19 protein-coding genes are annotated in these 22021 nt (G+C 60.6%); 11 read left to right on the plus strand and 8 right to left on the minus strand.

Going from position 1 to position 22021, the window contains the following annotated elements:
- The 4 genes from DYL59_RS18380 to hppD all read left to right on the plus strand — a co-directional run bounded on the left by DYL59_RS18380 (position 1) and on the right by hppD (position 5704).
- On the plus strand, positions 1 to 2595 hold the full coding sequence (locus DYL59_RS18380) for a fimbria/pilus outer membrane usher protein (protein WP_167496693.1): 2595 nt from the start codon (positions 1 to 3) through the stop codon (positions 2593 to 2595).
- Entirely contained in the window at positions 2592 to 3614 is a 1023-nt protein-coding gene (locus DYL59_RS18385; RefSeq protein WP_135290438.1) for a fimbrial protein, read from the plus strand. Before DYL59_RS18380 ends, DYL59_RS18385 begins: the two co-directional genes overlap by 4 nt.
- Complete coding sequence (locus tag DYL59_RS18390; protein ID WP_135290439.1) at positions 3611 to 4303, plus strand: fimbrial biogenesis chaperone; 693 nt, start codon at positions 3611 to 3613, stop codon at positions 4301 to 4303. The genes DYL59_RS18385 and DYL59_RS18390 overlap by 4 nt, the downstream gene beginning before the upstream one ends.
- 324 nt (positions 4304 to 4627) lie before the next feature.
- The gene (gene hppD, locus DYL59_RS18395) at positions 4628 to 5704 is read left to right on the plus strand and encodes a 4-hydroxyphenylpyruvate dioxygenase (RefSeq protein WP_135290440.1); all 1077 of its coding nucleotides are present in this window, start codon (positions 4628 to 4630) and stop codon (positions 5702 to 5704) included.
- Between the two features lie 57 nt (positions 5705 to 5761).
- On the opposite strand, the gene rarD is transcribed toward hppD, so the two are convergent.
- The 3 genes from rarD to DYL59_RS18415 all read right to left on the minus strand — a co-directional run bounded on the left by rarD (position 5762) and on the right by DYL59_RS18415 (position 8863).
- Positions 5762 to 6643: an EamA family transporter RarD gene (gene rarD / locus DYL59_RS18400; protein WP_135290441.1), complete on the minus strand. Its 882-nt coding sequence runs from the start codon at positions 6641 to 6643 to the stop codon at positions 5762 to 5764.
- A 226-nt stretch (positions 6644 to 6869) separates the two neighbouring features.
- Complete coding sequence (locus tag DYL59_RS18410) at positions 6870 to 7880, minus strand: aldo/keto reductase (RefSeq protein ID WP_135290443.1); 1011 nt, start codon at positions 7878 to 7880, stop codon at positions 6870 to 6872.
- Between the two features lie 80 nt (positions 7881 to 7960).
- Positions 7961 to 8863 carry a LysR family transcriptional regulator gene (locus DYL59_RS18415; protein WP_135290444.1) on the minus strand — a complete coding sequence of 301 codons (903 nt, stop codon included), beginning with the start codon at positions 8861 to 8863 and terminating at the stop codon, positions 7961 to 7963.
- Between the two features lie 102 nt (positions 8864 to 8965).
- On the opposite strand from DYL59_RS18415, the gene DYL59_RS18420 reads away from it, so the two are divergent.
- A complete protein-coding gene (locus DYL59_RS18420) occupies positions 8966 to 9670 on the plus strand; it encodes an SDR family oxidoreductase (RefSeq protein WP_135290445.1) in 705 nt (234 codons plus the stop codon).
- A gap of 126 nt (positions 9671 to 9796) precedes the next feature.
- Here the strand turns inward: DYL59_RS18420 and DYL59_RS18425 are convergent, their stop codons facing one another.
- The gene (locus DYL59_RS18425) at positions 9797 to 11107 is read right to left on the minus strand and encodes an MFS transporter (RefSeq protein ID WP_135290446.1); all 1311 of its coding nucleotides are present in this window, start codon (positions 11105 to 11107) and stop codon (positions 9797 to 9799) included.
- Between the two features lie 158 nt (positions 11108 to 11265).
- Between DYL59_RS18425 and DYL59_RS18430 the strand changes: the two genes are divergently transcribed.
- The 5 genes from DYL59_RS18430 (at position 11266) to DYL59_RS18450 (ending at position 16272) form a co-directional block, all read left to right on the plus strand.
- Positions 11266 to 12372, plus strand: coding sequence for a sugar diacid recognition domain-containing protein (locus DYL59_RS18430; RefSeq protein ID WP_135290447.1), 1107 nt, complete (start codon positions 11266 to 11268; stop codon positions 12370 to 12372).
- Between the two features lie 91 nt (positions 12373 to 12463).
- Entirely contained in the window at positions 12464 to 13603 is a 1140-nt protein-coding gene (locus tag DYL59_RS18435; protein WP_135290448.1) for a glycerate kinase, read from the plus strand.
- A 102-nt stretch (positions 13604 to 13705) separates the two neighbouring features.
- Positions 13706 to 14983 (plus strand): AAA family ATPase, encoded by a 1278-nt coding sequence (locus DYL59_RS18440; RefSeq protein ID WP_135290449.1) that lies wholly within the window; start codon positions 13706 to 13708, stop codon positions 14981 to 14983.
- On the plus strand, positions 14980 to 15699 hold the full coding sequence (locus DYL59_RS18445; RefSeq protein ID WP_135290450.1) for an HNH endonuclease family protein: 720 nt from the start codon (positions 14980 to 14982) through the stop codon (positions 15697 to 15699). The genes DYL59_RS18440 and DYL59_RS18445 overlap by 4 nt, the downstream gene beginning before the upstream one ends.
- A gap of 60 nt (positions 15700 to 15759) precedes the next feature.
- A complete protein-coding gene (locus DYL59_RS18450; protein ID WP_135290451.1) occupies positions 15760 to 16272 on the plus strand; it encodes a GNAT family N-acetyltransferase in 513 nt (170 codons plus the stop codon).
- On the opposite strand, the gene DYL59_RS18455 is transcribed toward DYL59_RS18450, so the two are convergent.
- Positions 16269 to 16961, minus strand: a complete 693-nt coding sequence (locus tag DYL59_RS18455; protein WP_135290452.1) for an aspartate/glutamate racemase family protein — start codon at positions 16959 to 16961, stop codon at positions 16269 to 16271. The two genes, DYL59_RS18450 and DYL59_RS18455, sit on opposite strands and share 4 nt — an antisense overlap.
- A 216-nt stretch (positions 16962 to 17177) precedes the next feature.
- Between DYL59_RS18455 and DYL59_RS18460 the strand changes: the two genes are divergently transcribed.
- Positions 17178 to 17849 (plus strand): DUF3313 domain-containing protein, encoded by a 672-nt coding sequence (locus tag DYL59_RS18460; protein ID WP_135290453.1) that lies wholly within the window; start codon positions 17178 to 17180, stop codon positions 17847 to 17849.
- Here DYL59_RS18460 and DYL59_RS18465 read toward each other — a convergent pair.
- From DYL59_RS18465 to DYL59_RS18475, 3 genes are all read right to left on the minus strand, one after another.
- A complete protein-coding gene (locus tag DYL59_RS18465) occupies positions 17846 to 18832 on the minus strand; it encodes a DUF3829 domain-containing protein (protein WP_135290454.1) in 987 nt (328 codons plus the stop codon). The genes DYL59_RS18460 and DYL59_RS18465 overlap by 4 nt on opposite strands.
- Positions 18829 to 20355: a J domain-containing protein gene (locus DYL59_RS18470; protein ID WP_135290455.1), complete on the minus strand. Its 1527-nt coding sequence runs from the start codon at positions 20353 to 20355 to the stop codon at positions 18829 to 18831. Before DYL59_RS18470 ends, DYL59_RS18465 begins: the two co-directional genes overlap by 4 nt.
- 99 nt (positions 20356 to 20454) lie before the next feature.
- A complete protein-coding gene (locus tag DYL59_RS18475) occupies positions 20455 to 21855 on the minus strand; it encodes a DUF1254 domain-containing protein (protein ID WP_135290456.1) in 1401 nt (466 codons plus the stop codon).
- Positions 21856 to 22021: the final 166 nt, after the last annotated feature.

Consider the following 22021-nt stretch of genomic DNA (forward strand, 5'->3'; position numbering starts at 1 on the left):
ATGAACAGGCCTGAGTGGGTGGGTGGGTTGGTCGGTGCAATGCTGACCACTTCAGAAGGCCTGTGCGCGCCGTCCCTTAACTTTGACCTGCACGCCTTCAGCAGCCAGGTGGCGACCGACGTGGACATGTCGCGCTTCAACCTGCGCAACCTGATGAGTCCTGGCGTTCATCGCGTCGACATCGTGCTCAACGGTCAGCGTAAAGGCCGGCGAACCCTTGAGTTTGTGGCCATGGATGCCGCCAACGACGCCGTGCCCTGCGTGGATCTGGAGACCCTGGAAACCCTCGGCGTCAACCTGGAAGCCCTGCTGCTCAGCCAACCCTCAGCGCAGGTGCAGTGCCCAACCCTGGAGCAGTGGCTCCCGCTTGCCAGCAGCCACGTGGACGCCAGTACGCTGGAGTGGACCGTGAGCATTCCCCAGGCGCACCTCAACCGCACTGTGCGAGGGTTCGTCGACCCTGCGTATTGGGACGAAGGCATCAATGCAGGGCTGCTCAACTATACCTTCAGTGCTTCCGCACCTTTATCGGGTGAAGGTGAGGGTCGTCGTTATCTGGGACTCAACGGCGGTGTCAACCTGGGCAGTTGGCGCTTGCGTCACCAAGGCGCTCAAGCCTGGAATGCCCGCTCCGGGCTGCAACGCTATCAAAACACAGCCACCTATCTGCAGCGCAGCCTGGCGCCATGGCAGGGGCAACTCATTGTGGGCGACAGCTTCACGGGCGGGCAAATCCTTGAGGGCATACGCCTGCGCGGGGTCAGCCTGGCGAGCGATGAGCGGATGCTGGCTCAATCCCAACAAGGTTATGCGCCCCAGGTACGCGGGTTTGCCGACAGCAACGCCACCGTGACCATCAGCCAGAACGGCTACACCCTGTACGAGACCACCGTGGCCCCCGGGCCATTCGTGATCAGCGACCTGTACGCCACAGGCTACGGCGGTGAGCTGACCGTGCGCGTGACTGAGGTGGACGGGCGCCGCAACACCTTTGTGGTGCCCTGGTCGGTGGCACCCCAGCTGTTGCGCCTGGACAGCCGCAAGTATCAGTTGAACCTGGGGCAGGTTCGCCGGTATGGGCAGTCGGCCAATACCCCGCTGGTATTTCAAGCCACCTTGGCCCAGGGCATCAGCAATCACTGGACGCTGTATGGCGGCGGCTCCCTGACCCAAGGCCATTCGCTGGGCAAGCTCGGGGTGGCCATGGGGACTTCCGTGGGTGCGTTTTCCTTTGATCTGAGTGATTCAACCACACAGTTACCGGGGCAGGGCAGCGTTGGGGGGCGCAGCCTGGGGTTTGGCTACAATCACAACCTGCCAGGCACGGGCACGCACTTTGTGCTGGGGGTATATCGCTACTCCACCCGTGGCTACCTGGGGCTCAACGATGCACTGACCTTGCAAGCGCGAGCGCGAAGCCAACGTAGTGTGCAGGACTTTGCCCGCCCAAAAAGCCGGGTCGACCTTTCTATCAGTCAGAAGCTCGGCCCCGGCACCCTGAGCCTCTATGGCAGCTCCGTGGATTTTTGGCGGCGCCAGGATGGCCGGCAAACCTCATTCACCGTCAGCTACGGTGCCAGTTGGCGAAAACTGTCGTGGAACCTCTCTGCCCAGCGCTCGCGCATCGAAGACACGCGCCGATTTCTGTCCGATCGGGAGCACAGCGACGACGTGTTCTTCGGCCGTATCGGCCAACGCGGTCGCCTGGATAATCGCCTGATGCTCACGCTGTCCATGCCGTTGGGCGGTAGCCCCAATTCACCGTCGTTGACCAGTTCAGTGGCCCGCGACCGCGGTGACCATCGCGCGAGCCAGCAACAACTGGGGATCAGCGGCCTGCTGGGGGAGAATGCCCAAGGTCATTACGGGGTGTCGGCTAGTCGCAGTCGCACCAATCAAGGCGCCTTCAATAACGTGAATGCCTACGCCGGCGTGCGCACCCGAGCGGGCCAGTTGCGTGCGGGCTACGCCCAGGCGCACGACACGCGCCAGCTGTCATTCAGTACCGAGGGCGGCGTGATCGCCCATGGGGATGGCATTACCTGGTCACAAAGCCTGGGGGAGGCCGCCGCATTGGTACAAGCGCCGGGCGCCGGGGGTGCAATGCTTGGTCACACCAGCGGGGCACGTATTGGTACCAGCGGCTATGGCGTGGTGCCGTCGCTGCGGGCCTTCCATGACAACGTAATCAGTCTCGACCCCAGTGGCATGGCGATGGACGTTGAACTCAAGGAGTCGGTGCAACATGTGGTGCCCACCCTGGGCGCTGTGTCGTTACTGCAATTTGAAACCCTGAACGGCCGCGCTGTGGTGGTCAAGGCGTTGCGCGACAGTGGGCTGCCGCTGCCATTCGCCGCCCAGGTGTTGGATGAACAGGGCCTGGAGGTCGGCGTGGTAGGGCAGGCCAGCAAGGTGTTCGTACGGGGTGTTGCCGATAGCGGCAGGCTGACCGTTGTATGGAGTGAAGGCCCATCCGGTCGCTGCTATATCGATTATTGGCTACCGCCCCCCGAGTCTGGCTCGCGGCAAGCCAAAGCCGACCTGCTGGAAGGGCGTTGCATCACCCGGCCTGAGTCAGAAGCGAGGCTGCCATGAGGTCGCTCGGTTGGTTGTTTGTCGCGATTGCAGGCCTGCTCGTGGCTGAAAGCGCCCAGGCCAGAGCGACCTGCAATCCCGGCCCGCCTACGGTGTTGCCGATCCCGCCGATCGATGTGCCGGCCGACCCGGTCTTGATGCAAGTGCTGGGTAATCCCAACGGCTACCCCTTCGATTTACCCAACGCCTTGGTATGTACCTATGACCCCAATGTGTCCATCGACTACTGGTCGTTCATGACGTTTTCTAGAGACTTTCTTTATATTGGTTACAGTTTGCCCGCCCAAGGCGTCTCTGTACCGGTCTACAGAAGTGGTGTGACCGGCGTCGGCATAGGGATGGTCGTCCAGGACCGCGATGGCGGGCCCTTTTACGGTGTTAGCGGAATAACGACGTTACGCGCTCATGTCAACCCTGGCATGCGCTCCTGGGGCGTGCGTGGACGGGTGTATTTCTTCGTCACTGGCGTTATTCAGGGCGGAATGATCCCGGCCTCTACGCTTGGTTCATTCAACGTCTACACCGCCAGCGCCACCCATGATATCGCCCTCGGCAACACCTTGATCAGCCCACCCCGAAAACCTACATGCATGGTGTCAACACCGTCGCTGACGATGGGTCTTGGAGAAATATCCGCGCGCGCGTTCAGGGGCGTTGGCAGCGTAGCAGGTGCCACCACCGATACCATCACCCTGCAATGTGCGGGCGGCACCGGGGCCAGCGTGGATGTACTGGTGACGTTAACTGATCAGACCGCGCCGGCCAATCGCAGTGACCGCCTGACCCTTACAGGCACATCGACTGCCTCGGGTGTCGCCCTGCAACTACTGCACGGTGCGCAACTGCTGAGTTATGGCGAAGACTCCAGTGCGGTGGGCAACCTGAACCAATGGGCAGCGGGCAGCGCCGATAACGGCATGTTTCAAATTGCCCTGACGGCGCGTTATGTTCAGACGCTGCCCGTTATCAAACCGGGCTCGGCAAATGGCGTGGCCACGTTTACCCTGAGTTATCGATGAGAGGGCTCAGTCTGTGTTGCCTGCTCGCCTGCAACGCCATGGCGGATGTGGTCATCGACCGTACCCGCATCCTTTATCCGGCAGCCAGTCGAGAAGTCAGCGTCCAACTGACCAACCCTGCCGATACTCCTAGGCTGGTCCAAGTGTGGATCGACAACGGGGATGCCAGGTTGCCGCCGGAATACAGTGACGTGCCGTTCAGCGTCACGCCGCCGATGCTGCGTCTCGAGCCCGGCAAGGGGAAGGCCTTGCGCGTTGCGTTTCACCCTGCGCAAGGGCAGGGCATGGCCACTGACCAGGAATCGGTGTATTGGCTGAATGTGTTGAGCATCCGCCCGACGCCCAGCGGCAATCACCTGAACCTGGCGTTTCGTACGCGGATCAAGTTGTTCTTGCGTCCCGAGGCGCTGCCCACATCACGCACACCCTTGCAGTGGCGGGTATTGAGCCATAGCCCGCTGCAACTGGAAGCACGCAACGAAAGCGTCTATCACGTCACGTTATCCCAGGTAGCCTGGCGCGTCGCCGGCGTGGACTACCGGAACGATGACCCTCCCATGATCCCGCCCAAGACCACATTGGTTCTGCCGCTGCAGGGCCAGTCCGCCCACCCGGCGGGGACTGGCGTTCTGCGCTTTATCGTCCTCGACGACCACGCCATTGCCCGCCATTACGAACAGCCGCTATAACTGACAGACCTGCCCGTATCGTGCTTGTGGTCGGCCCGACCACGAACCCCTTGCGCCGCCCGAGGCAATAGGCATTTGATAAGAGTACGGACAAACGCTGTTACGCTGTGTAGAATCGATTTACGCATACAAGAATATGGACTTGCGCTCACGCAAGCCTCGGCCGTCAGAGACTGATGCAACCATGAAGCTATTGGGCTCCCCCCTCATCTTTGGTGACTTCCTCGCCCGCAGCGTGCGAGGCCTTTCCTGTGCGCCACCCTCCAACCTCATCCTTGCTCGCAACTAACCCTGTGTTTATGACAAGAATGATGAGGTGCCACCATGGCAGATCTATACGAAAACCCAATGGGCCTGATGGGCTTTGAATTTATCGAGTTCGCCTCGCCAACCCCCGGCACCCTGGAGCCGATCTTCGAGATCATGGGCTTTACCAAAGTCGCGACCCACCGCTCCAAGAACGTTCACCTGTACCGCCAGGGCGAGATCAACCTGATCCTCAACAACGAGCCCCACAGCATCGCCTCCTATTTTGCGGCCGAGCATGGCCCATCGGTGTGCGGCATGGCGTTTCGCGTGAAGGACTCGCAACAGGCCTACAACCGCGCGCTGGAACTGGGTGCCCAGCCGATTCATATCGAAACCGGCCCGATGGAACTGAACCTGCCGGCCATCAAGGGCATCGGCGGTGCGCCGTTGTACCTGATCGACCGTTTTGGGGAAGGCAGCTCGATCTATGACATCGACTTCGTGTTTATCGAAGGTGTGGACCGCAACCCGCAAGGCGCCGGCCTCAAGGTGATCGACCACCTGACCCACAACGTGTATCGCGGGCGCATGGCCTATTGGGCCAACTTCTACGAAAAACTGTTCAACTTCCGCGAAGCGCGCTACTTCGATATCAAGGGCGAATACACCGGCCTGACGTCCAAGGCCATGAGCGCGCCGGACGGCATGATCCGTATCCCGCTCAACGAAGAATCGTCCAAGGGCGCAGGGCAGATCGAAGAGTTCCTGATGCAGTTCAACGGCGAGGGCATCCAGCACGTAGCGTTCCTTACCGAAGACCTGGTCAAGACCTGGGATGCGTTGAAGAAGATCGGCATGCGCTTCATGACCGCGCCGCCAGACACCTATTACGAAATGCTCGAAGGCCGCTTGCCGAACCACGGCGAACCCGTGGATCAGTTGCAGGCGCGGGGTATCTTGCTGGATGGTTCATCCATTGAAGGCGACAAGCGCCTGCTGCTGCAGATCTTCTCCGAAACCCTGATGGGCCCGGTGTTCTTCGAATTCATCCAGCGCAAAGGCGACGATGGGTTTGGCGAGGGCAACTTCAAGGCGCTGTTCGAATCCATCGAGCGTGACCAGGTGCGTCGTGGTGTACTGACCACCGAGTAAGCGTAAAAAAGCCCGGCCCCGGATAACCTCCGGGCCGGGCTTTTTATTGCCTGGGAATCAGGCCTTGCGTTGTCGTACCAGGTGCTTGAAACCTTCGTACACCAGCACCATCACCGCCAGCCAGATGGGGATATAGGTGAGCCATTCACCGCCCTTGATGCTTTCGCCCAGCAGCAGTGCCACACCCAACAACAATACCGGCTCGACGTAGCTGAGCAGGCCGAACAGGCTGAACGGCAGCAAACGGCTGGCAATGATGTAGCTCACCAGAGCCGAGGCACTGATCAACCCCAATAGCGGAATCAATGTATACAGCTTCGGGTGGGCGTCCATCACGGCAAAGCCCTGTTCGCCGCTTTGCACGAACCACCAGGCCACCGGCAGCATGAACGCCATGTCCAGCCAAAGCCCGCCCAAATGGTCGGTCTTGAGGTATTTGCGCACGATGAAATACACCGGGTAACCGATGATCACCACCAGCGTCGCCCAGGAAAACCCGCCTGCCTGATACAACTCGTTAACCACGCCAAGTCCGGCAAAGAACACGGCAATCTTCTGCAGGTAGGAAAGCTGTTCGCCCCACACCAGGCGACCGGTCAGCACCATGGTCAGCGGCAGCAGGAAGTAGCCCACCGATACATCCAGGCTGCGGCCATTGAGCGGCGCCCACATGAACAGCCACAACTGCACACCCAGCAGGGCGGAAGACAATACTGCCCCGCCGATGAGTGCAGGCTTGGCCGCCAGCCTGCGCAACAACTCCCACGCCCGTCGCCATTCGCCACTGACGATCATGAATACCGTCATGCACGGCATGGTCAACAGCATGCGCCAGCCAAAAATTTCCAGGCCGCTCAAGGGCGTGAGCAATGACGTGAAGTAATACATCACGGCAAACAACGCCGAAGCCGAGACCGATAACCCAACACCTTTAGACACGCTGTCCTCGCGAAAACCGATTGTTACAAAGAAGCGTGGATTATGGTGCTTTTAACGCGCGCATGCTGCGCTGTTTTGGGGCATTTATCGGGATTTTTCTCGCCCTTGCCCCCTGTAGGAGCGGGCTTGCTCGCGAAAAACGTCAACGATAACGCGGGAAACCTGGTTAACCGCAGTGCCATTGAATGCTTCGTGAGCAAGCTCGCGCCTACTGGGGTGACGTGTATCAAGGACGAGCGATGCGGCCTGAAACAAAATGCCCCACATCATTGAACCCCGGCGTCGAGGAGTGCCCCGGCGTCACCAGCGAATCAATAAACGCCTCATCTTCAGCCGTGATCTTCACCTCCAACGCGCCCGTGTACGCGTCCCATTGCGCTTCGGTGCGGGGCCCGACAATCGCTGAACTCACCGCGCTGTTGTTCAGCACCCAGGCAATTGCAAACTCGACCATGCCCACGCCACGCCCTTGGGTGTATTGCTGGATCTGCTGGGCAATGCGCAGCGATTCCACGCGCCATTCGGTTTCGAGGATGCGCTTGTCCTGGCGCGCCGCACGGCTACCGGCTTCGGGGCTGACATCCGGCGCATATTTGCCGCTGAGCACGCCACGGGCCAACGGGCTGTAAGGCACCACGCCCAATCCGTAGGCGGCAGCGGCAGTGATCTGCTCGACTTCGGCCTGGCGGTTGACGATGTTGTACAGCGGCTGACTGATCACCGGCCTGTCCACCCCCAAGCGCTCGGCCACGCGAATCACTTCGGCAATGCGCCAGCCACGGTAGTTGGACAAGCCCCAGTAGCGGATCTTGCCCTGGCGAATCAGATCGCCAATCGCCGACACCGTGACTTCCAGCGGCGTGCCGTGGTCTTCGCGGTGCAGGTAATAAATGTCCAGGTAGTCGGTGTCGAGGCGGGTGAGGCTGGCTTCCAGCGCGTTGAAAATGCGTTTGCGGCTCAGGCCGCTGCGGTTGGGCACGCCATCGGTAGGGCCGATCGCGACTTTGGACGCCAGCACCCAGTCTTCACGGTGGCGGGCAATGGCTTCGCCGACGATTTCTTCCGAGCGCCCGCCGGTGTACACGTCGGCCGTGTCGATAAAATTGATGCCCTGGTCCCAGGCCTTGTCGATGATGCGCAGCGAGTCCTCGGTGTTGGTCTGTTCGCCAAACATCATGGTGCCCAGGGTCAAGGCGCTGACCTTCAACCCGGACTGGCCCAATGTGCGGTAAATCATGCAAAGCTCCTCAAGGCAGGCAAATGTGTCTATGCAATACCAGAGTCAAAGGCTCTGGAACAAGCCCTTGGCGCGTTTCTTCATGCAATGAGCAAGGCCTGGCAGCGTGCCTGCACAAATCGATGCAGCACCTTCACCCGCTCCGACACTTGCAGGCGGTGGGGGCACATCAGGTTGAACGGCGTGGGTTCGCCTTGCCAATCGGGCAACAGAGGCACCAGGCGCCCGGCCTTGAAGTCACGAGCCACATCCAAGTTGGCTTTATAGGCGATGCCATGGCCGGCGAGGGCCCAGCGCCGCACGATTTCGCCGTCATCACTTAGGTAATCGCCTGTCACTTCGACTTCCTGACGCGTCGAGCCCTGATAAAAAAGCCAGGTGCTGTTGGCTTGCCCCCGGCGCATGTAGCGCAGCGTGCTGTGCCCTGCGAGCTCAGCCGGTGTGCGCGGAACGCCGTGACGGGCAAGGTAGTCGGGGCTGGCGCAGGGGATGCGATGGTGGCCGGGAACCACCGGCAGCGCCACCAGGCTGGAGTCCCGGGGCACGCCAAAGCGCAGGGCGATGTCGACGGTGTCGCGGAACAGGTCGGCGTTGCTGTCATTGAGCAACAGTTGAATGCGGATATCCGGGTGCTCCACCTTGAACTCATCCAACCAACCCAGCAGCACATTGCGCCCAAAATCCGACGGCGCCGACAACTGCAACAGGCCACTCAGGCTCTGGCCTTGCTGCTTGATCGCACGTTCGCCTTCGGACAGCGTCTCCAGGGCCAGCCGCACGCTGTCCAGGTAACGTGTGCCTTCTTCGGTCAGGCGCATGCTGCGGGTCGAGCGGGCCAGCAGGCGAATGCCCAGCCGGGTTTCCAGGCGCTTGAGGGCGATACTCGCCGCAGCGGGGGTCAGGTTCAGCCCGCGCGCGGCCGCCGACAGGCTGCCCGTGTCAGCGGTGCGCACAAAGACTTCAAGGTCGAGGGTTGAGCTCATTTGTAAAAATCCTTTAAAGATCTTGTCGTTTTACCGGGATTTTTCGCTGATTGCCAAGCTGAGAGGATGAACGCTCATTTTCTTACCCAGGAACTTTGTCCCATGACGTCTTCCCTCAACGGCAAAACCATCATCGTGATCGGCGGCAGCAGCGGAATCGGCGCCGCCGTGGCCAAGGCGGCCGCTGCCCGCGGTGCCCATTTGGTACTAGCGGGGCGACGCCTGGTATCGGGTGCGGAAAACGGCCTGCGTAGCGAGCCGGTTGATGTCACTGATGCCGCCTCCCTGCAGCGCTTGTTTGAAACCGTGGGGCGTTTTGACCACCTGGTCTACACCTCCGGGCCGTCGGTGCGCGCCAAAAACTTGGTGGAGACCGACCTGGATGAAGCCCAGGACAACTTCAACGTCAAACTCTGGGGGGCGTTGCGCGCGATACAACAGGCACTGCCTTACCTCGACGAGCGCGGCAGCATCAGCCTGACGTCAGGGCAACTAGGGCGAAAACTGGCGTCGGGCCAATTCATCAAGATCGGTATCAATGCCGCCACCGAAGCCCTGGGCAAGCAATTGGCCAAGGAATTGGCACCGCGTCGGGTGAACGTGGTCAGCCCAGGGGTGATCGATACGCCGGCGTATGCGGGATTGCCCGAGGAGCAGCGCTCGGCGATGTTTGACAAGGTGGGCGGGGCGTTGCCGGTTGGGCGGGTAGGGCAGGCGGAGGAAGTCGCGGCGGGGTATGTCTTGGCTATGGAGAATGGGTTTATGACGGGTGCCGTGATCGACATCGATGGCGGTGGTCAGCTGTAAACACAGATCAAAATGTGGGAGCGGCGGTGCGACGATTCGACTTGCTCGCGAAAGCGTGGTGTCAGTCGATACATCTTTGACTGAATTACCGCATTCGCGAGCAAGCCCGCTCCCACAAAGACCGAGTTACGCCTTCAAGGTCCGCGTCATCCGCAGCGCCAACACACTACCGGCCACAATCACTGCTGCCAGCAGATACAGGGCCATGTCCGTTGAGCCCGTGGCATCCTTCACAAACCCGACGATATACGGGCTGAGGAATCCCGCCATCTGGCCCATGGAGTTGATCAACGCCAGGCCACCGGCCGCAGCACCGGCGCTGAGCATGGCAGTGGGCACCGGCCAGAACATCGGCAGGCCGGTGAGGGCGCCCATGGTGGCGATGGTCAGACCCAGGATCGCAATCGCCGGCGTGGTGGCGAAATTCACCGCAATCACCAGGCCAATGGCGCCCATCAGCATTGGCACCACCAAGTGCCAGCGACGCTCCTTGCGCAGGTCTGCCGAGCGACCTACCAGCAGCATGAACACCGCCGCCAGCAGATAAGGGATCGCACTCAACCAGCCAATCACCAGGTTGTCGCTGAACCCCAGGTTCTTGATGATCGATGGCAGCCAGAAATTGATGGCGTAGACGCCACTCTGGATGCAGAAGTAGATCAGGCCGAACGCCCAGATTGCCGGGTTCTTGAACACTTCGGCCAGCGAATCGGTGGTGGTTTTGGGCTTGTTGGCCAGGTCAGTGGCCTGGTCGGCCTCCAGCACAGCGCGCTCGTGGGGTTTGAGCCACTTGGCGTTGGCGAAGCTGTCGCTGAGCAGGAAGTAGGCGAGGGCACCCAGGATCACGGTAGGGATGCCTTGCAGCAGGAACATCCATTGCCAGCCGGCAAGGCCGCCTTGGCCAGCGGCGAAGTGGTTGAGGATCCAGCCGGAAAACGGGCTGCCCAGCAAGCCGGACACCGGGATCGCCGACATGAACAGCGCCATGATCCGCCCGCGACGGAACGTGGGGAACCACTGCGAGAGGTACAGCACCACGCCGGGGAAGAATCCTGCTTCGGCCGCGCCCGTAAACAGGCGCAGGGTGTAGAAGTGCGTCGGTGTGGTAACGAACAGCAAGCAGGTGGACAGGGTGCCCCACACGATCATCATCAACGCGATCCAGCGTCGAGGGCCGAACTTGGTCAGCGCCAGGTTGCTCGGCACGCCGCACAGCACGTAGCCGATAAAAAAGATCCCGGCCCCCAGGCCGTATACGGTTTCGCTGAACTTCAAGGCGTCGAGCATCTGCAATTTGGCAAAGCCAACGTTTACCCGGTCGAGGTAATTGAACAGATAGCAGATAAAGATGAAGGGAATCAGGCGCAGGGTGATGCGCTTGTAGATGGCGTTTTTATCGTCATCGGTGGCCAGTGCGGCAGTGGCGCTCTGTGACATGGCAGTCTCTCTTTATTATGATTTTGCGCGATGCGAGGGTAACGTTGATCGCCCAAACAGTCTCGGTGACGTGATGGGGTACTGTCTTTGTGCTCGCGCACAGTGAAGCACCCTTTGCGCTGTGCCGGTGAACAACCACCTTTTAGGAACTTAGCCCCATGTTCGAGCTGGATCATGACCTGGCGCAGGATATTGTCGATCGCACCATGGCGATCCTGCCCTATAACGTCAATGTCATGGACAGTCAGGGCCTGATACTCGGCAGCGGTGAGCCTGAACGCATCAACACTCGCCATGAAGGGGCACAACTGGTCCTGGCCAATGGCCGCGTGGTGGAAATCGACGGGCAGACCGCCAAGCACCTCAAAGGCGTGCAACCGGGCATCAACCTGCCGTTGCTGCACGACGGGCGCCTGATTGGCGTCCTGGGTATCACCGGCGAACCTGAAGGGCTGCGCACCTACGCCGAACTGGTGCGCATGACCGCCGAAATGCTCGTGAGTCATCGCCACCAGCAGGCCGAACAGCAATGGCGCCGCCAGCGCTGCGACGATCTGCTGGCTTTGTTGCTGGCCGACAGCGGCGACTCACCGCGCCTGGTGGACGAGGCCCAGCAACTGGGGCTCAAGCCGCAGATGGCGCGTACACCGTACCTGTTCGAATTGGGAGTGGGGCAATCGGCGGAGGCGTTGAGTGCCTGGTTGACCTCCCGCTACCCGGACAGCTGGTGCGTCAGTTCCGCGCAATATTCCTTGTTGTGGTGCCGACCGGCCGCCCTGGCGGTCGACAACCCGCGATTGCTGGAGAAACTCGACAGCCTGGGCTGGAACATTTTGCGCGTCGCCGTCGGCGGGCAGGCGGATGGCCTGGCCGGGTTGCGCCGTTGTTATCGGCGTGTCGGCGATCTGCTGGCCTATGGGCGGGATATTCTGCCGCAATCGCGCTTGTTGACGCTGAACCGCTATCGCCTGCCGGTGATGCTCTGGCGCCATCGCAACGACGACGCCCTGGATGAGTTGCTCAACCCCCTGCGCAAAGTGCTGGCCAAAGACAGCAACGGTCAACTGTTGGCCACCCTGCGCAGTTGGTGCGAGCACGATGGGCAGAGCCAGTCCTGCGCCGATGCCCTGGGAATCCACCGCAACAGCCTGCGCTACCGCATGGAGCGCATCGCCGAACTCAGTGGCGTCGACCCGCTGACCCTCGACGGCATGCTGGCGCTGTATCTGGGTGTGCAGTTGTTGCCCCAGGCTTTGTCGGAATGAACAACAAACCTTTGCCGCACTTGTGCATCGGACCGGCGTCTTCGGCGGTGCCAACTGGCAGCATGGGCGCTATAAAAACCGGAGAAAGCCCATGAAAATCATCATCGCCCCCGACTCATTCAAGGACAGCCTGAGCGCCGAAGGTGTGGCCCAGGCCATCGCGGCAGGCCTGGCCCAGGTCTGGCCGGAAGCCGAATTGGTCCAATGCCCCATGGCGGACGGTGGTGAAGGCACGGTTGAATCGGTATTGGCGGCGTGCAATGGCGAGCTGCGCAGCCAGCACGTCCAGGGCCCCCTGGGCGGTACGGTTGAAGCCCGCTGGGGCTGGCTGGCTGACAGCCGCACCGCGATCATCGAAATGGCCGAGGCCAGCGGCCTGCAACGGGTACCCCTTGGGCAACGCGATGCCTGCTCCAGCACCACCTACGGCACCGGCGAACTGATCCGCGCCGCCCTGGACCTCGGCGCCCAGCGCATCATCCTGGCCATTGGTGGCAGTGCCACCAACGACGGCGGCGCGGGTGCAATGCAGGCCCTTGGCGTACAACTGTTCGACGCCCAAGAACAGGCGTTGCCAGCGGGCGGCCTGGCGTTGGCACGACTGGCCCACATCAACCTTGAACAACTCGACCCGCGCCTGGCCCAGGTCCGCTTTGAAATCGCCGCCGATGTGAACAACCCCCTGTGCGGCCCCCATGGCGCTTCGGCGATTTTCGGCCCGCAAAAAGGCGCCAACCCCGAACAGGTCCAACTACTGGACGCTGCCCTCGGCCACTTCGCCGACCACTGCGCCAAGGTCCTGCCCAGGGACGTGCGCGACGAACCCGGCAGCGGCGCCGCCGGTGGCCTGGGCTTTGCCGCCAAAGCCTTCCTCGGCGCACAATTTCGCGCCGGCGTGGAAGTGGTGGCCGAACTGGTGGACTTGGATCAGGCCGTACGCGGCGCTGACCTGGTCATCACCGGCGAAGGCCGTTTCGACGCCCAGACCTTGCGCGGTAAAACCCCCTTCGGCGTCGCACGTATCGCCCAGCAGCACAGCGTGCCAGTGATCGTCATCGCTGGCACCCTGGGCGAAGGCTACGAACAGATGTATGCCCATGGCGTGAACGCCGCCTTTGCCTTACCCGCCGGGCCGATGACCCTTGAGCAAGCCTGCAGTGAAGCGCCTCGCTTGTTGCGTGAACGGGCGGCGGATATTGCGCGAGTGTGGCGAGTGGCTGCGCGAGGCTGATAGAGGCAACCTCCAGCGCCGTGACAGATCAGTCGATAATTACTATGATCCGTGCCTACTTTGAAGAATGGCCGACCTGGCTGGGCACGTTGGAAGCCGATCATGCAGATCAAGCGTTTTACCCTCGTCAATTTCCGCGGCATCAAGCATATGGAACTCGATTTTGAGGCTAAGCAGACTGTCGCCCTGGTTGGCGTCAATGGCGTCGGCAAGTCTTCGATTCTAGATGCGTTGGCGATTACTTTGTCGAATTTGACCTCGCGTATTGTTGGGCAACCCCAGCGATCAAGGGCAATTTCTAAAGACGACATTCGGGTTGGGGCAGAGTACACGCGCCTGCATGTATATATGGATTTAACTATTGGTCATGACGTCGACTGGGCGATAGCGCTGAACCGCAAGGCAGGAAGTTATACCAAAGACCGTAATAGTGATCTTCAACGTCTGAACGAGGCGACTGAGGACGCTGAGGCATTCATTCAACGGTATGAAGCGGGTGAAGTTAAGTTCGCCGCGCTTTTTCCGCTGGCTGTTTATTACGATGTCCATCGTGCGGTGCTCGACGTGCCATTGCGCGCACGCGAGTATGCCAGCAACGATGTCGGCACGGGCTACGAAGACGCGTTGGGCCGAGGTGGTGCTGACTTTAAGAAGTTTTTCAGCTGGTTTCGGAGCCAGGAGGACTTGGAGAATGAAATCAGTAGAGATCGACCGGGCTATCGTGCACCTGAACTCACCGCTGTACGCAGAGCAATCGAAGCCTTTACAGGTTTTGAAGATATTCGAGTGCGGCGTATACCTTTTTTAAGAATGACGGTCATAAAAGGCGGGGTCGAACTGAATGTTTTACAGCTTTCGGATGGTGAGAAGTGTCTATTGGCAATGGTTGGCGACCTCGCACGAAGACTAACGCTGCTAAATCGTGATCTACCTGACCCGCTATTGGGAAATGGGGTTGTCTTAATCGATGAGTTGGATCTCCATTTACACCCTAGCTGGCAACGCACCGTCGTGCCTAATCTGGAAAAAACCTTCCCCAAGTGCCAGTTCATCATCACCACCCACTCGCCACAAATCCTGGGTGAGCTGCCTGCGGATTCCATACTGTTGCTTAAAGACGGTCAATATCTTGGCCATCCAGAACGTTCATTGGGTTTACGTAGCAGCGAGGTGATCGAGGAGTTGATGGGAGGGTTGTCCCAGAACCCCAACGTCAGCCAACAACTCAGGCAAATCTACCGAGACCTTGATAAAGATGATCTCGAATCCGCCCAGGCCAACCTCACGCAATTGCGTGAGAAGGTCGGGAGAATCCCAGATGTACTGGAAGCCCAAGCCAGCATTGATTCTCTGAAGTTGATTGAAGAGGGTGATGCGTGAAGTCTATAAAAAAAGGCGCGGAGCCAAGGGCGCTGATTGAATGGCGAAGGGAAAACCGCGATACCCCGCATAATCTTTTTTATGGCAAAGGAAGTAGTTTTCCGAGTGAAGCGGTTCGGCAGGCGCTATTGAAAGAGCAATTCCACTTATGTGCCTATACCTTGCGGCGGTTACCGACAGTCGCTGATTGCAGGGCAGAAGATCAAGGCACACAATTTAGCTGCCATATCGAACACGTACTTCCACAAAAACACCACAAGGCCGAGAGTATCGCCTACAGCAACTTGGTGGCCTGTTATCCATCCAGCCAAACCAAGGTTGCTTGCGGATATGGCGCCGTTGAAAAAGCCGACTACGATCCAGCTAGAAAGCCTTTTGTGTCACCGCTGGCAGCCAACATCGAGCATCAGTTTAGTTATTCCAGTGATGGCTATGTCGAAGGGTTAACCCCTGAGGCCAGCACGACAATCGATGTCCTCAAGCTTAACCACCCTACGCTGGTCAATGACCGAGCGGCTGTTATTAGAGGCCGGTTGAAGCCCCGCGGCATACCTATTACCGCCAAGACCGCAAGGCGCCTGGTTGATGAACTGGATGCGGCTGATGCTCAACACTGTCTACCTGAATACTGCCAGGCGCTTAAGCAACAGGCGCAGCTATATGCGCATCGCCGAGAACAGCGCGCTGCGCGCGTACGCGGCCAAGCAAGGACTTGAAGAATACCCGTAGACCCCATCAAACTGGCCGGCCACTTGTTTTTCAAAGGATGAAACACAATGCACACGCCTGAACCCCATATCGTCATCCAGCGCTTTACCGAGGCCCACCTTGAAGGCGTCGCGGCGCTCTATAACGAACCGGCGGTGTGTCGACAGGTGCTGCAGATGCCGTTCCAGTGCGCTGAGTCGTGGCGCAACAAGCTGGTAATGGACAACGAGCGGCGGCTGCAACTGGTGGCGTTGAATGGCGGTGAGGTCATCGGCCAACTGGGACTGGAGCAATACCTGCGGGTTCGACAGAGCCATGTCGGCTCATTTGGCATGGGCGTGGCAACGGCCTGGCAGGGCAAGGGTGTTGGTTCCCGGTTGCTGGCGGCCGCGCTGGACGTGGCCGACAACTGGATGAACCTGCATCGGGTGGAACTGACGGTGTATGCCGACAACGAGGCCGCCCAGAACCTGTACCGCAAGTTCGGCTTCGAGGTTGAAGGGCGGTTGCGTGACTACGCGGTGCGCGATGGCAGGTATGTCGACACCCTAAGCATGGCACGCCTGCGAACTTCAGCTTAACCCTGCAAGGCAAACGCCACCGCAGCCTGTGCATGCAGCTCGGTGGTGTCCAGCAGTGGCAGGTCACTGTGCTGTGGCTTGATCAGCAGGCCAATTTCCGTACACCCGAGAATGATCGCCTGGGCGCCGCGTGCGGCCAGGGAAGCGATGACCCGCTGATACACCTGGCGTGACGCGTCGCTGATCACGCCCACGCACAACTCGTCATAGATGATCCGGTGCACCGCCTGGCGCTCATCGGCGTCGGGCACCAGCACGCTCAGGCCGTGGCCGGCCAAGCGTTTTTTGAGAAAGTCCTGCTCCATGGTAAACGCGGTGCCCAGCAAGCCCACGGTCAAGGTGCCAGCCTCGACAGCGGCCAGCCCGGCTGCATCGGCGATATGCAGGAACGGAATCGACACGGCGGCTTCGATACGCGGCGCAACCAAATGCATGGTGTTGGTACACAGCACCACGCACTCAGCGCCCCCGGCTTGCAGGCGGCGGGCGGCGTCTTCGAGGATCAGCGCGGCGTCGTCCCAGCGCCCGGCGTGCTGGGCCTGCTCAACGGGACCGAAGTCCACGCTGTACATCACGATTTGCGCCGAACGCAGCGGGCCGAGCAGGTCACGCACCTGTTGGTTGATGAGGCGGTAATACTCGGCGCTGGACTCCCAGCTCATGCCGCCGATAAGGCCGATGGTGCGCATGCGATGCTCCTGACACGAAATGTCGGCCCACCTTACCCATCGTGCGTGGAATAGTCATACGCAGTTGTGGGCCAAATGACCGGTGCAGTTCAGCGTCGGCGTTTGCTCATCTGGTTTTGACGCCGGTTGCAGGGCCGGTCGAATACCGGCTATTTCCCCAAAATTGGCTATACCTACAGCTCAGTGTTTCAGCGATGTCCGCCAGGGAGTTCAATGATGAAACTTAGGCTCATGATCAACACGCTGTGCCTCGCTTCAATCGCAATGACAGGGTGTGCCAGCAAGGTTACGCAACCGGACGAATACTCCGGTTTTCTGTCGGACTACAGCCAGCTCAAGCAAGCCCAGTCACCGTCAGGTGCCGAGGTGATGCGCTGGGTTGATCCCCAACTGGATCTGAGCCGCTACCACGCGGTGTATGTCGAACCGACCCAGTTCTATCCCAAGCCCCAGGCCACAACGAAAATCCCGCAAGGCACCCTCAACGGCATCAACGCCTATTTCAACCAGGCACTCAAACGTGAGTTGGAGAAATCACTGCCCCTGGCCAACGCACCTGGCCCCGGCGTGATCGTGGTGCGCGCGGCGATCACCGCTGTGAGCAGCAAGACCGAAGCCCTCGCGCCTTACGAGTACGTTCCCGTGGCGCTGGTTGTCGCGGCAGTGAGCACCGGTACCGGCCACCGTGACCAGGAAACCACCCTGGGCACCGAGGCGCAATTCCTTGACGGCGCCAGCGGCAAGGTACTGGCCCAAGTGGTGCGCAAAGGCACGGGTAAACCGTTGTCCAACGACGCCCAGGTGATGCAGGCCGACGATGTCAAAGGCGTGATCGATGGTTGGGCGTCGGACTTGCATCAGTCCTATGTGAAGCTGCGCAAGCACTAGAACGTATTGCGCGCCTGCCGGTTGTAGTAGCTGAGCAGAGCGTCGTAGCGGCGGGTGGCCAAGTAGTAGTCGTCACTCAGTTGCTGCGGCGGCGCGTGCTCCCGCCAGTTTTGTTCCAGGGTGTGCAGCGCCGCCAGGTAAGCGTCGGCTGCAGGCGTGATGGTGTACCACAGGTACTCGGCAGCTTCGTCGCGCTCCGGGCTGGTGGCTTTGCGGATGTAGGCCTTGGCGCCGTCGGCCGCTTGTTGCAGCGTTTGCGCCAGGGCGGCAACCGTGTCCGGGGTGAGGGTTTTATCGCGCATGCCGTGTTCGATGTGGTTCACGGCCTGCCGCGCCGCGATCATGTAGTTGAGGATGTGCCAATGCACGTCGCGGCCAAAACGCGACTCCACCCGTGCCAGTTGCGCCGGGCGTACGTGCAGGTCTTCCTCCCCCAGCTGCTGACGTAGCTTGGCGGAAGCCCGCAAATAGTCCTCGCCTTTGATCCGCAGCTCCTGCGCCCTATGCTTGTTCATCACGTCGGCGACCATTTGCTGAGTGCTCGGCGGTATGCCGTCGACCCGATACATCGGCGCGACGCTGTCAGCCAGCGAGGTGAATTTATTCAACCGGTCGGCGTAGTCGTTGGCGAGGCCGATCAGGGGGCTTGCAGGCGCCTGGCGCTCCAGCTTCAGGGTGTACAGCTGCGAACACACCGCCGCCTGGATCAGGCGCGGTTCGGGCTCGTTGCGGTCGCCAAACTTATCGTTGTCCGGCGCTTCGGACTGGGTGGAGCGCTGGCGGTAATACGCCAGGCGCGTGTCCCGGTCGATGCGGTTTACGCAGTTGATGATCGGCGCCAGGGCGCTGGCGGTGGCGGTGTGGGGGCTGTCGCGTTGGTCCAGCCACAACTGCACCCGTTGCAGGGGCTTGGTGGCGCCGGCGACGCCGAGCAACCCCAGGCCCAGGACCAGGCTGATGGGTAATAGCCATTTCGGATTCATTGCTGGGCCTCCTGGCCGTACCACTGCGCCTGGGTGGCCGGTGCCTGGCATTCGAGGTCGCTGCGCGGCATGCGACTGCACAGGCGTTCGGTCCACTGTTGCAGGCCTTGGTTGCGGTTGAGCAGGCTCTGCCTGTCGAGCAGCAACAGGCCGCTGTAGAGGGCGACCCCACCGAGCACGAACAGCACCAAGCCCAGATTTGTCCAGCGTGGATGGCGAACGGTCCAGGGCGTGTGGTGGTTGCAAAAGGGCCGCTTGATCAGCCCGATCAATGCCAACGTCGCCACCAGGGACAGGCTGGCGAAGGGGCTGAAGACATACCCCAGCGCACCTGCCACCACCACGCCGGGCACCAGATCCCGTACGGGCAATAACTTCAATGGCAGGCGTTCGGCGAGGCGTTCATCCATCACGCGGTATTGGTGGGCCAGCGGCCGCCAGACTTGCCAGGCCAGCCCGGCACTGATCACGGCGCCCAGCGACCAGAGTATCCCGTAGCCCAGGGTGGGGATCACATGCCCCGCCAGGTGTTCGGCCTTGACCAGCACACCCACCAGGCAGGCGATTACCAATGCGATGATCCACGGCCAAGTGTCGGTGGCGGTGTCCCAGCCTTGCCAGAAATACACGGTACCTCCGGGCATCGCTTCGGCGATGGCCACATGATCGGCATAGATATCGGCACTGAGGGCCTGGCAGGCTTTCCAGTCGTGTTCGTCGAAACGCCGGGCGAACGCACGCCGCTGCGCCAGGCTCATAGGCGCCAGTAACAGGCGTGCAGCGCGCTGTTGGGGGGTAAAGGGCGGCTCGGCGGCCAGGGCACGTTGGCCCGCAATGAAGATCGGCCCTTGCTGGCGCCGCAGCAACAATGCCCAATCGCCCGCCGGGCAGGCATGATCGGTGCCGCCGTACCAGTTCTGGCCGGCACACACTGCGTCGAACACCGTGCTCGACCAGTAGTGGCTCTGGGCCAACAGCCTGGCCAACCATTGGTTGAACCACTCGGCATGGGGGTGGTTGTGCACCCATCCATGCTGATCCCGTGCTGCGTAGGCGGCCAGGAACGCGCCCGCGTCTTTTTGCTCAAGGGCCTCACGCAAGGGTTGTTGCAGGGCAGCGCGGTGTTGGCGCTCAAGCTTTTCGATAAGGTCGGTGGGCAGTTCAAGGCGTTGCCAGGCAGTCAGCCAATTAAAGGTCGCAAAGGCCCAGCGCGTGTCCTCGGCGGTGAGTTCGCCGGCAACGCTGCGATGCAGCAGATGGATTTCGAAAAGTAGCGCAGTGCCGTCATGCAAGGCCGCCTGGTAGCGCTCGTCGAGGGTTTCACCCCGATGTTCGACGACGATTTCAAGCGTTTGCTGAGCTTCCTGGCTCCACGCCAGCGCAGCCTCGTAGGCTTCGCGCAGGCGCTGGAAACCTTCGGGGTCATCGTCCGGGCGGGTTTTCTTCAGCAGCGCGGCGTATTGGCGCTTGATCGTGCGGCTATCGGCATCGGGCGCCAGGCCAAGGACATTCCAGCAAGTCATGTGCGGTGCAACTCCCTAAACAATCGGGCGCACCTTACCTGTTTTACCTGGATAGAAACCAGCCATAAAAAGGCCGCTCCAGGGAGCGGCCTCGTAGTGTTACTTCAGGGGTGTCAACGGTGGCAACGTCCATTGACCGCTACCGACCTCAGGCTTGGGCAGGTAGATACGCAGCACCGCGTAGAACGGGCCCGGTGGCGCCGGCAACCAGTTGCTCTGTTCGGCCTTCGGCGGTTCGTGGTGCTGCAACGCCAGGGTCAGGCCGCCGTCGGCGTCCAGCTTGAGGTTAGGCAGCATGCGCGAATTGATCAGGTAGCGCTTCTTGTGGTTGGGCACCAGCAACTTGGTCTTGGCGTCGTACATGGTCAGCGACCAGAACGCGTCGGCCGGTGGCAGTTGGTCCTTGGCGAAATGCACGGTGTAGCTGTGGCGTGCGCCGTTGGCAGGCTTGCCTTCGCTGTCGGTGAAGTAGCTCAGGTAGAGGGCTTCGTCGGTGGAGTTGCCGAAAATTCCCAGGTCCGCACCGGCATAGCGATACAGATAGTTGTTTTTCAGGCGGTCACGGCTGCCGAACAGGTCGCCGCTGGACACCTGGTGGGTGTCGATCTTGTCTTTCTTGAACGCGGCAAATTCAGCGCGGCCATCGGCGATCCCGTCTTCCAGGGCCTTGCGTTGCTCCGCCGTCAATTGGCTGACCTTGAATGGCGCGCCAGGGGCGATGCCGATTTTGGCGAAACGAGCCAGCAGGTCTTTTTCGCTGTCCTGAGGCGCGGCAAAGGCCAACATGAAGTTCAAGTAGCGAAACAGCTGCGGGCCCTCGGTCATGGTCGCCATTGGCTTGGGCCACTCGATCTTGGGTACTGCCGCGGGTGCGGGTTGTTTCACGTAGGTGCTCAGCGGTTGCACCTTGTAGCCGTTTTGGATCTGCTTGACCTTGTTGAGGTCTTTCTCATCAAACAGCTGGGTGCGGTACAGCGCGTAGGCAATGTTGCTTTCGCTGTACACCACACGGTCGATGTCTACCGGCTGCTGACCTTTCCAGTCAGGCCCGGCGATCATGTAGTGACCGCCATTGTTGCCGGTGCTGCGGGTGCCCAGGTAAGCGATGTTCTGTGTGTAGAGGTCGATCAACTGCACCGAGTAGTAGCGGTTGTCTTCGATCTTGGGCAGGGTCAGGACCAAGGGTTCCTTGCGCAGGTCCATCCACACGAACGAGTAGGGGGTGTCGGCGTTGGGGGTAACAACCGCAGTGTCCTTGGGCGTGAACACCTGGGCGGTGTTGCCGATATGGTTGAACGGCGCCTTGAAGTTCGCGCCGCCCTTGTCAACGGCCTGGGTGTAGAGCGTCTTGTACATCGCCACCACCGGGTAGCCATACAAGTAGGCTTCCTTGGCGATGGCGCGGGCTTCGGCGGGGCTGGCAGTGAAGTTGGCCAGGGCGCCGGTGCTCATCAGTATCGAGAGGCTCGCCAACAGCAGGCGCGTCGGTTTTCCAATCATGTTGTTGCGTCCTTCCAGAGATCTTTTTAAAGGGCGTGGGCTGAAGCCGCCGAGTTTCCAGTTTTATTTGCCGAACGTCACGTTAATCCCTGCAAACAGGGTGAACTGAGGCAAACACGGCGAGAATATATTCCGGTGGGATTTAGTTAAGAGGGGGCAGCACTGT

Origin of the sequence: Pseudomonas kairouanensis (assembly GCF_004682055.1) — a bacterium.
Taxonomy (GTDB): domain Bacteria; phylum Pseudomonadota; class Gammaproteobacteria; order Pseudomonadales; family Pseudomonadaceae; genus Aquipseudomonas; species Aquipseudomonas kairouanensis.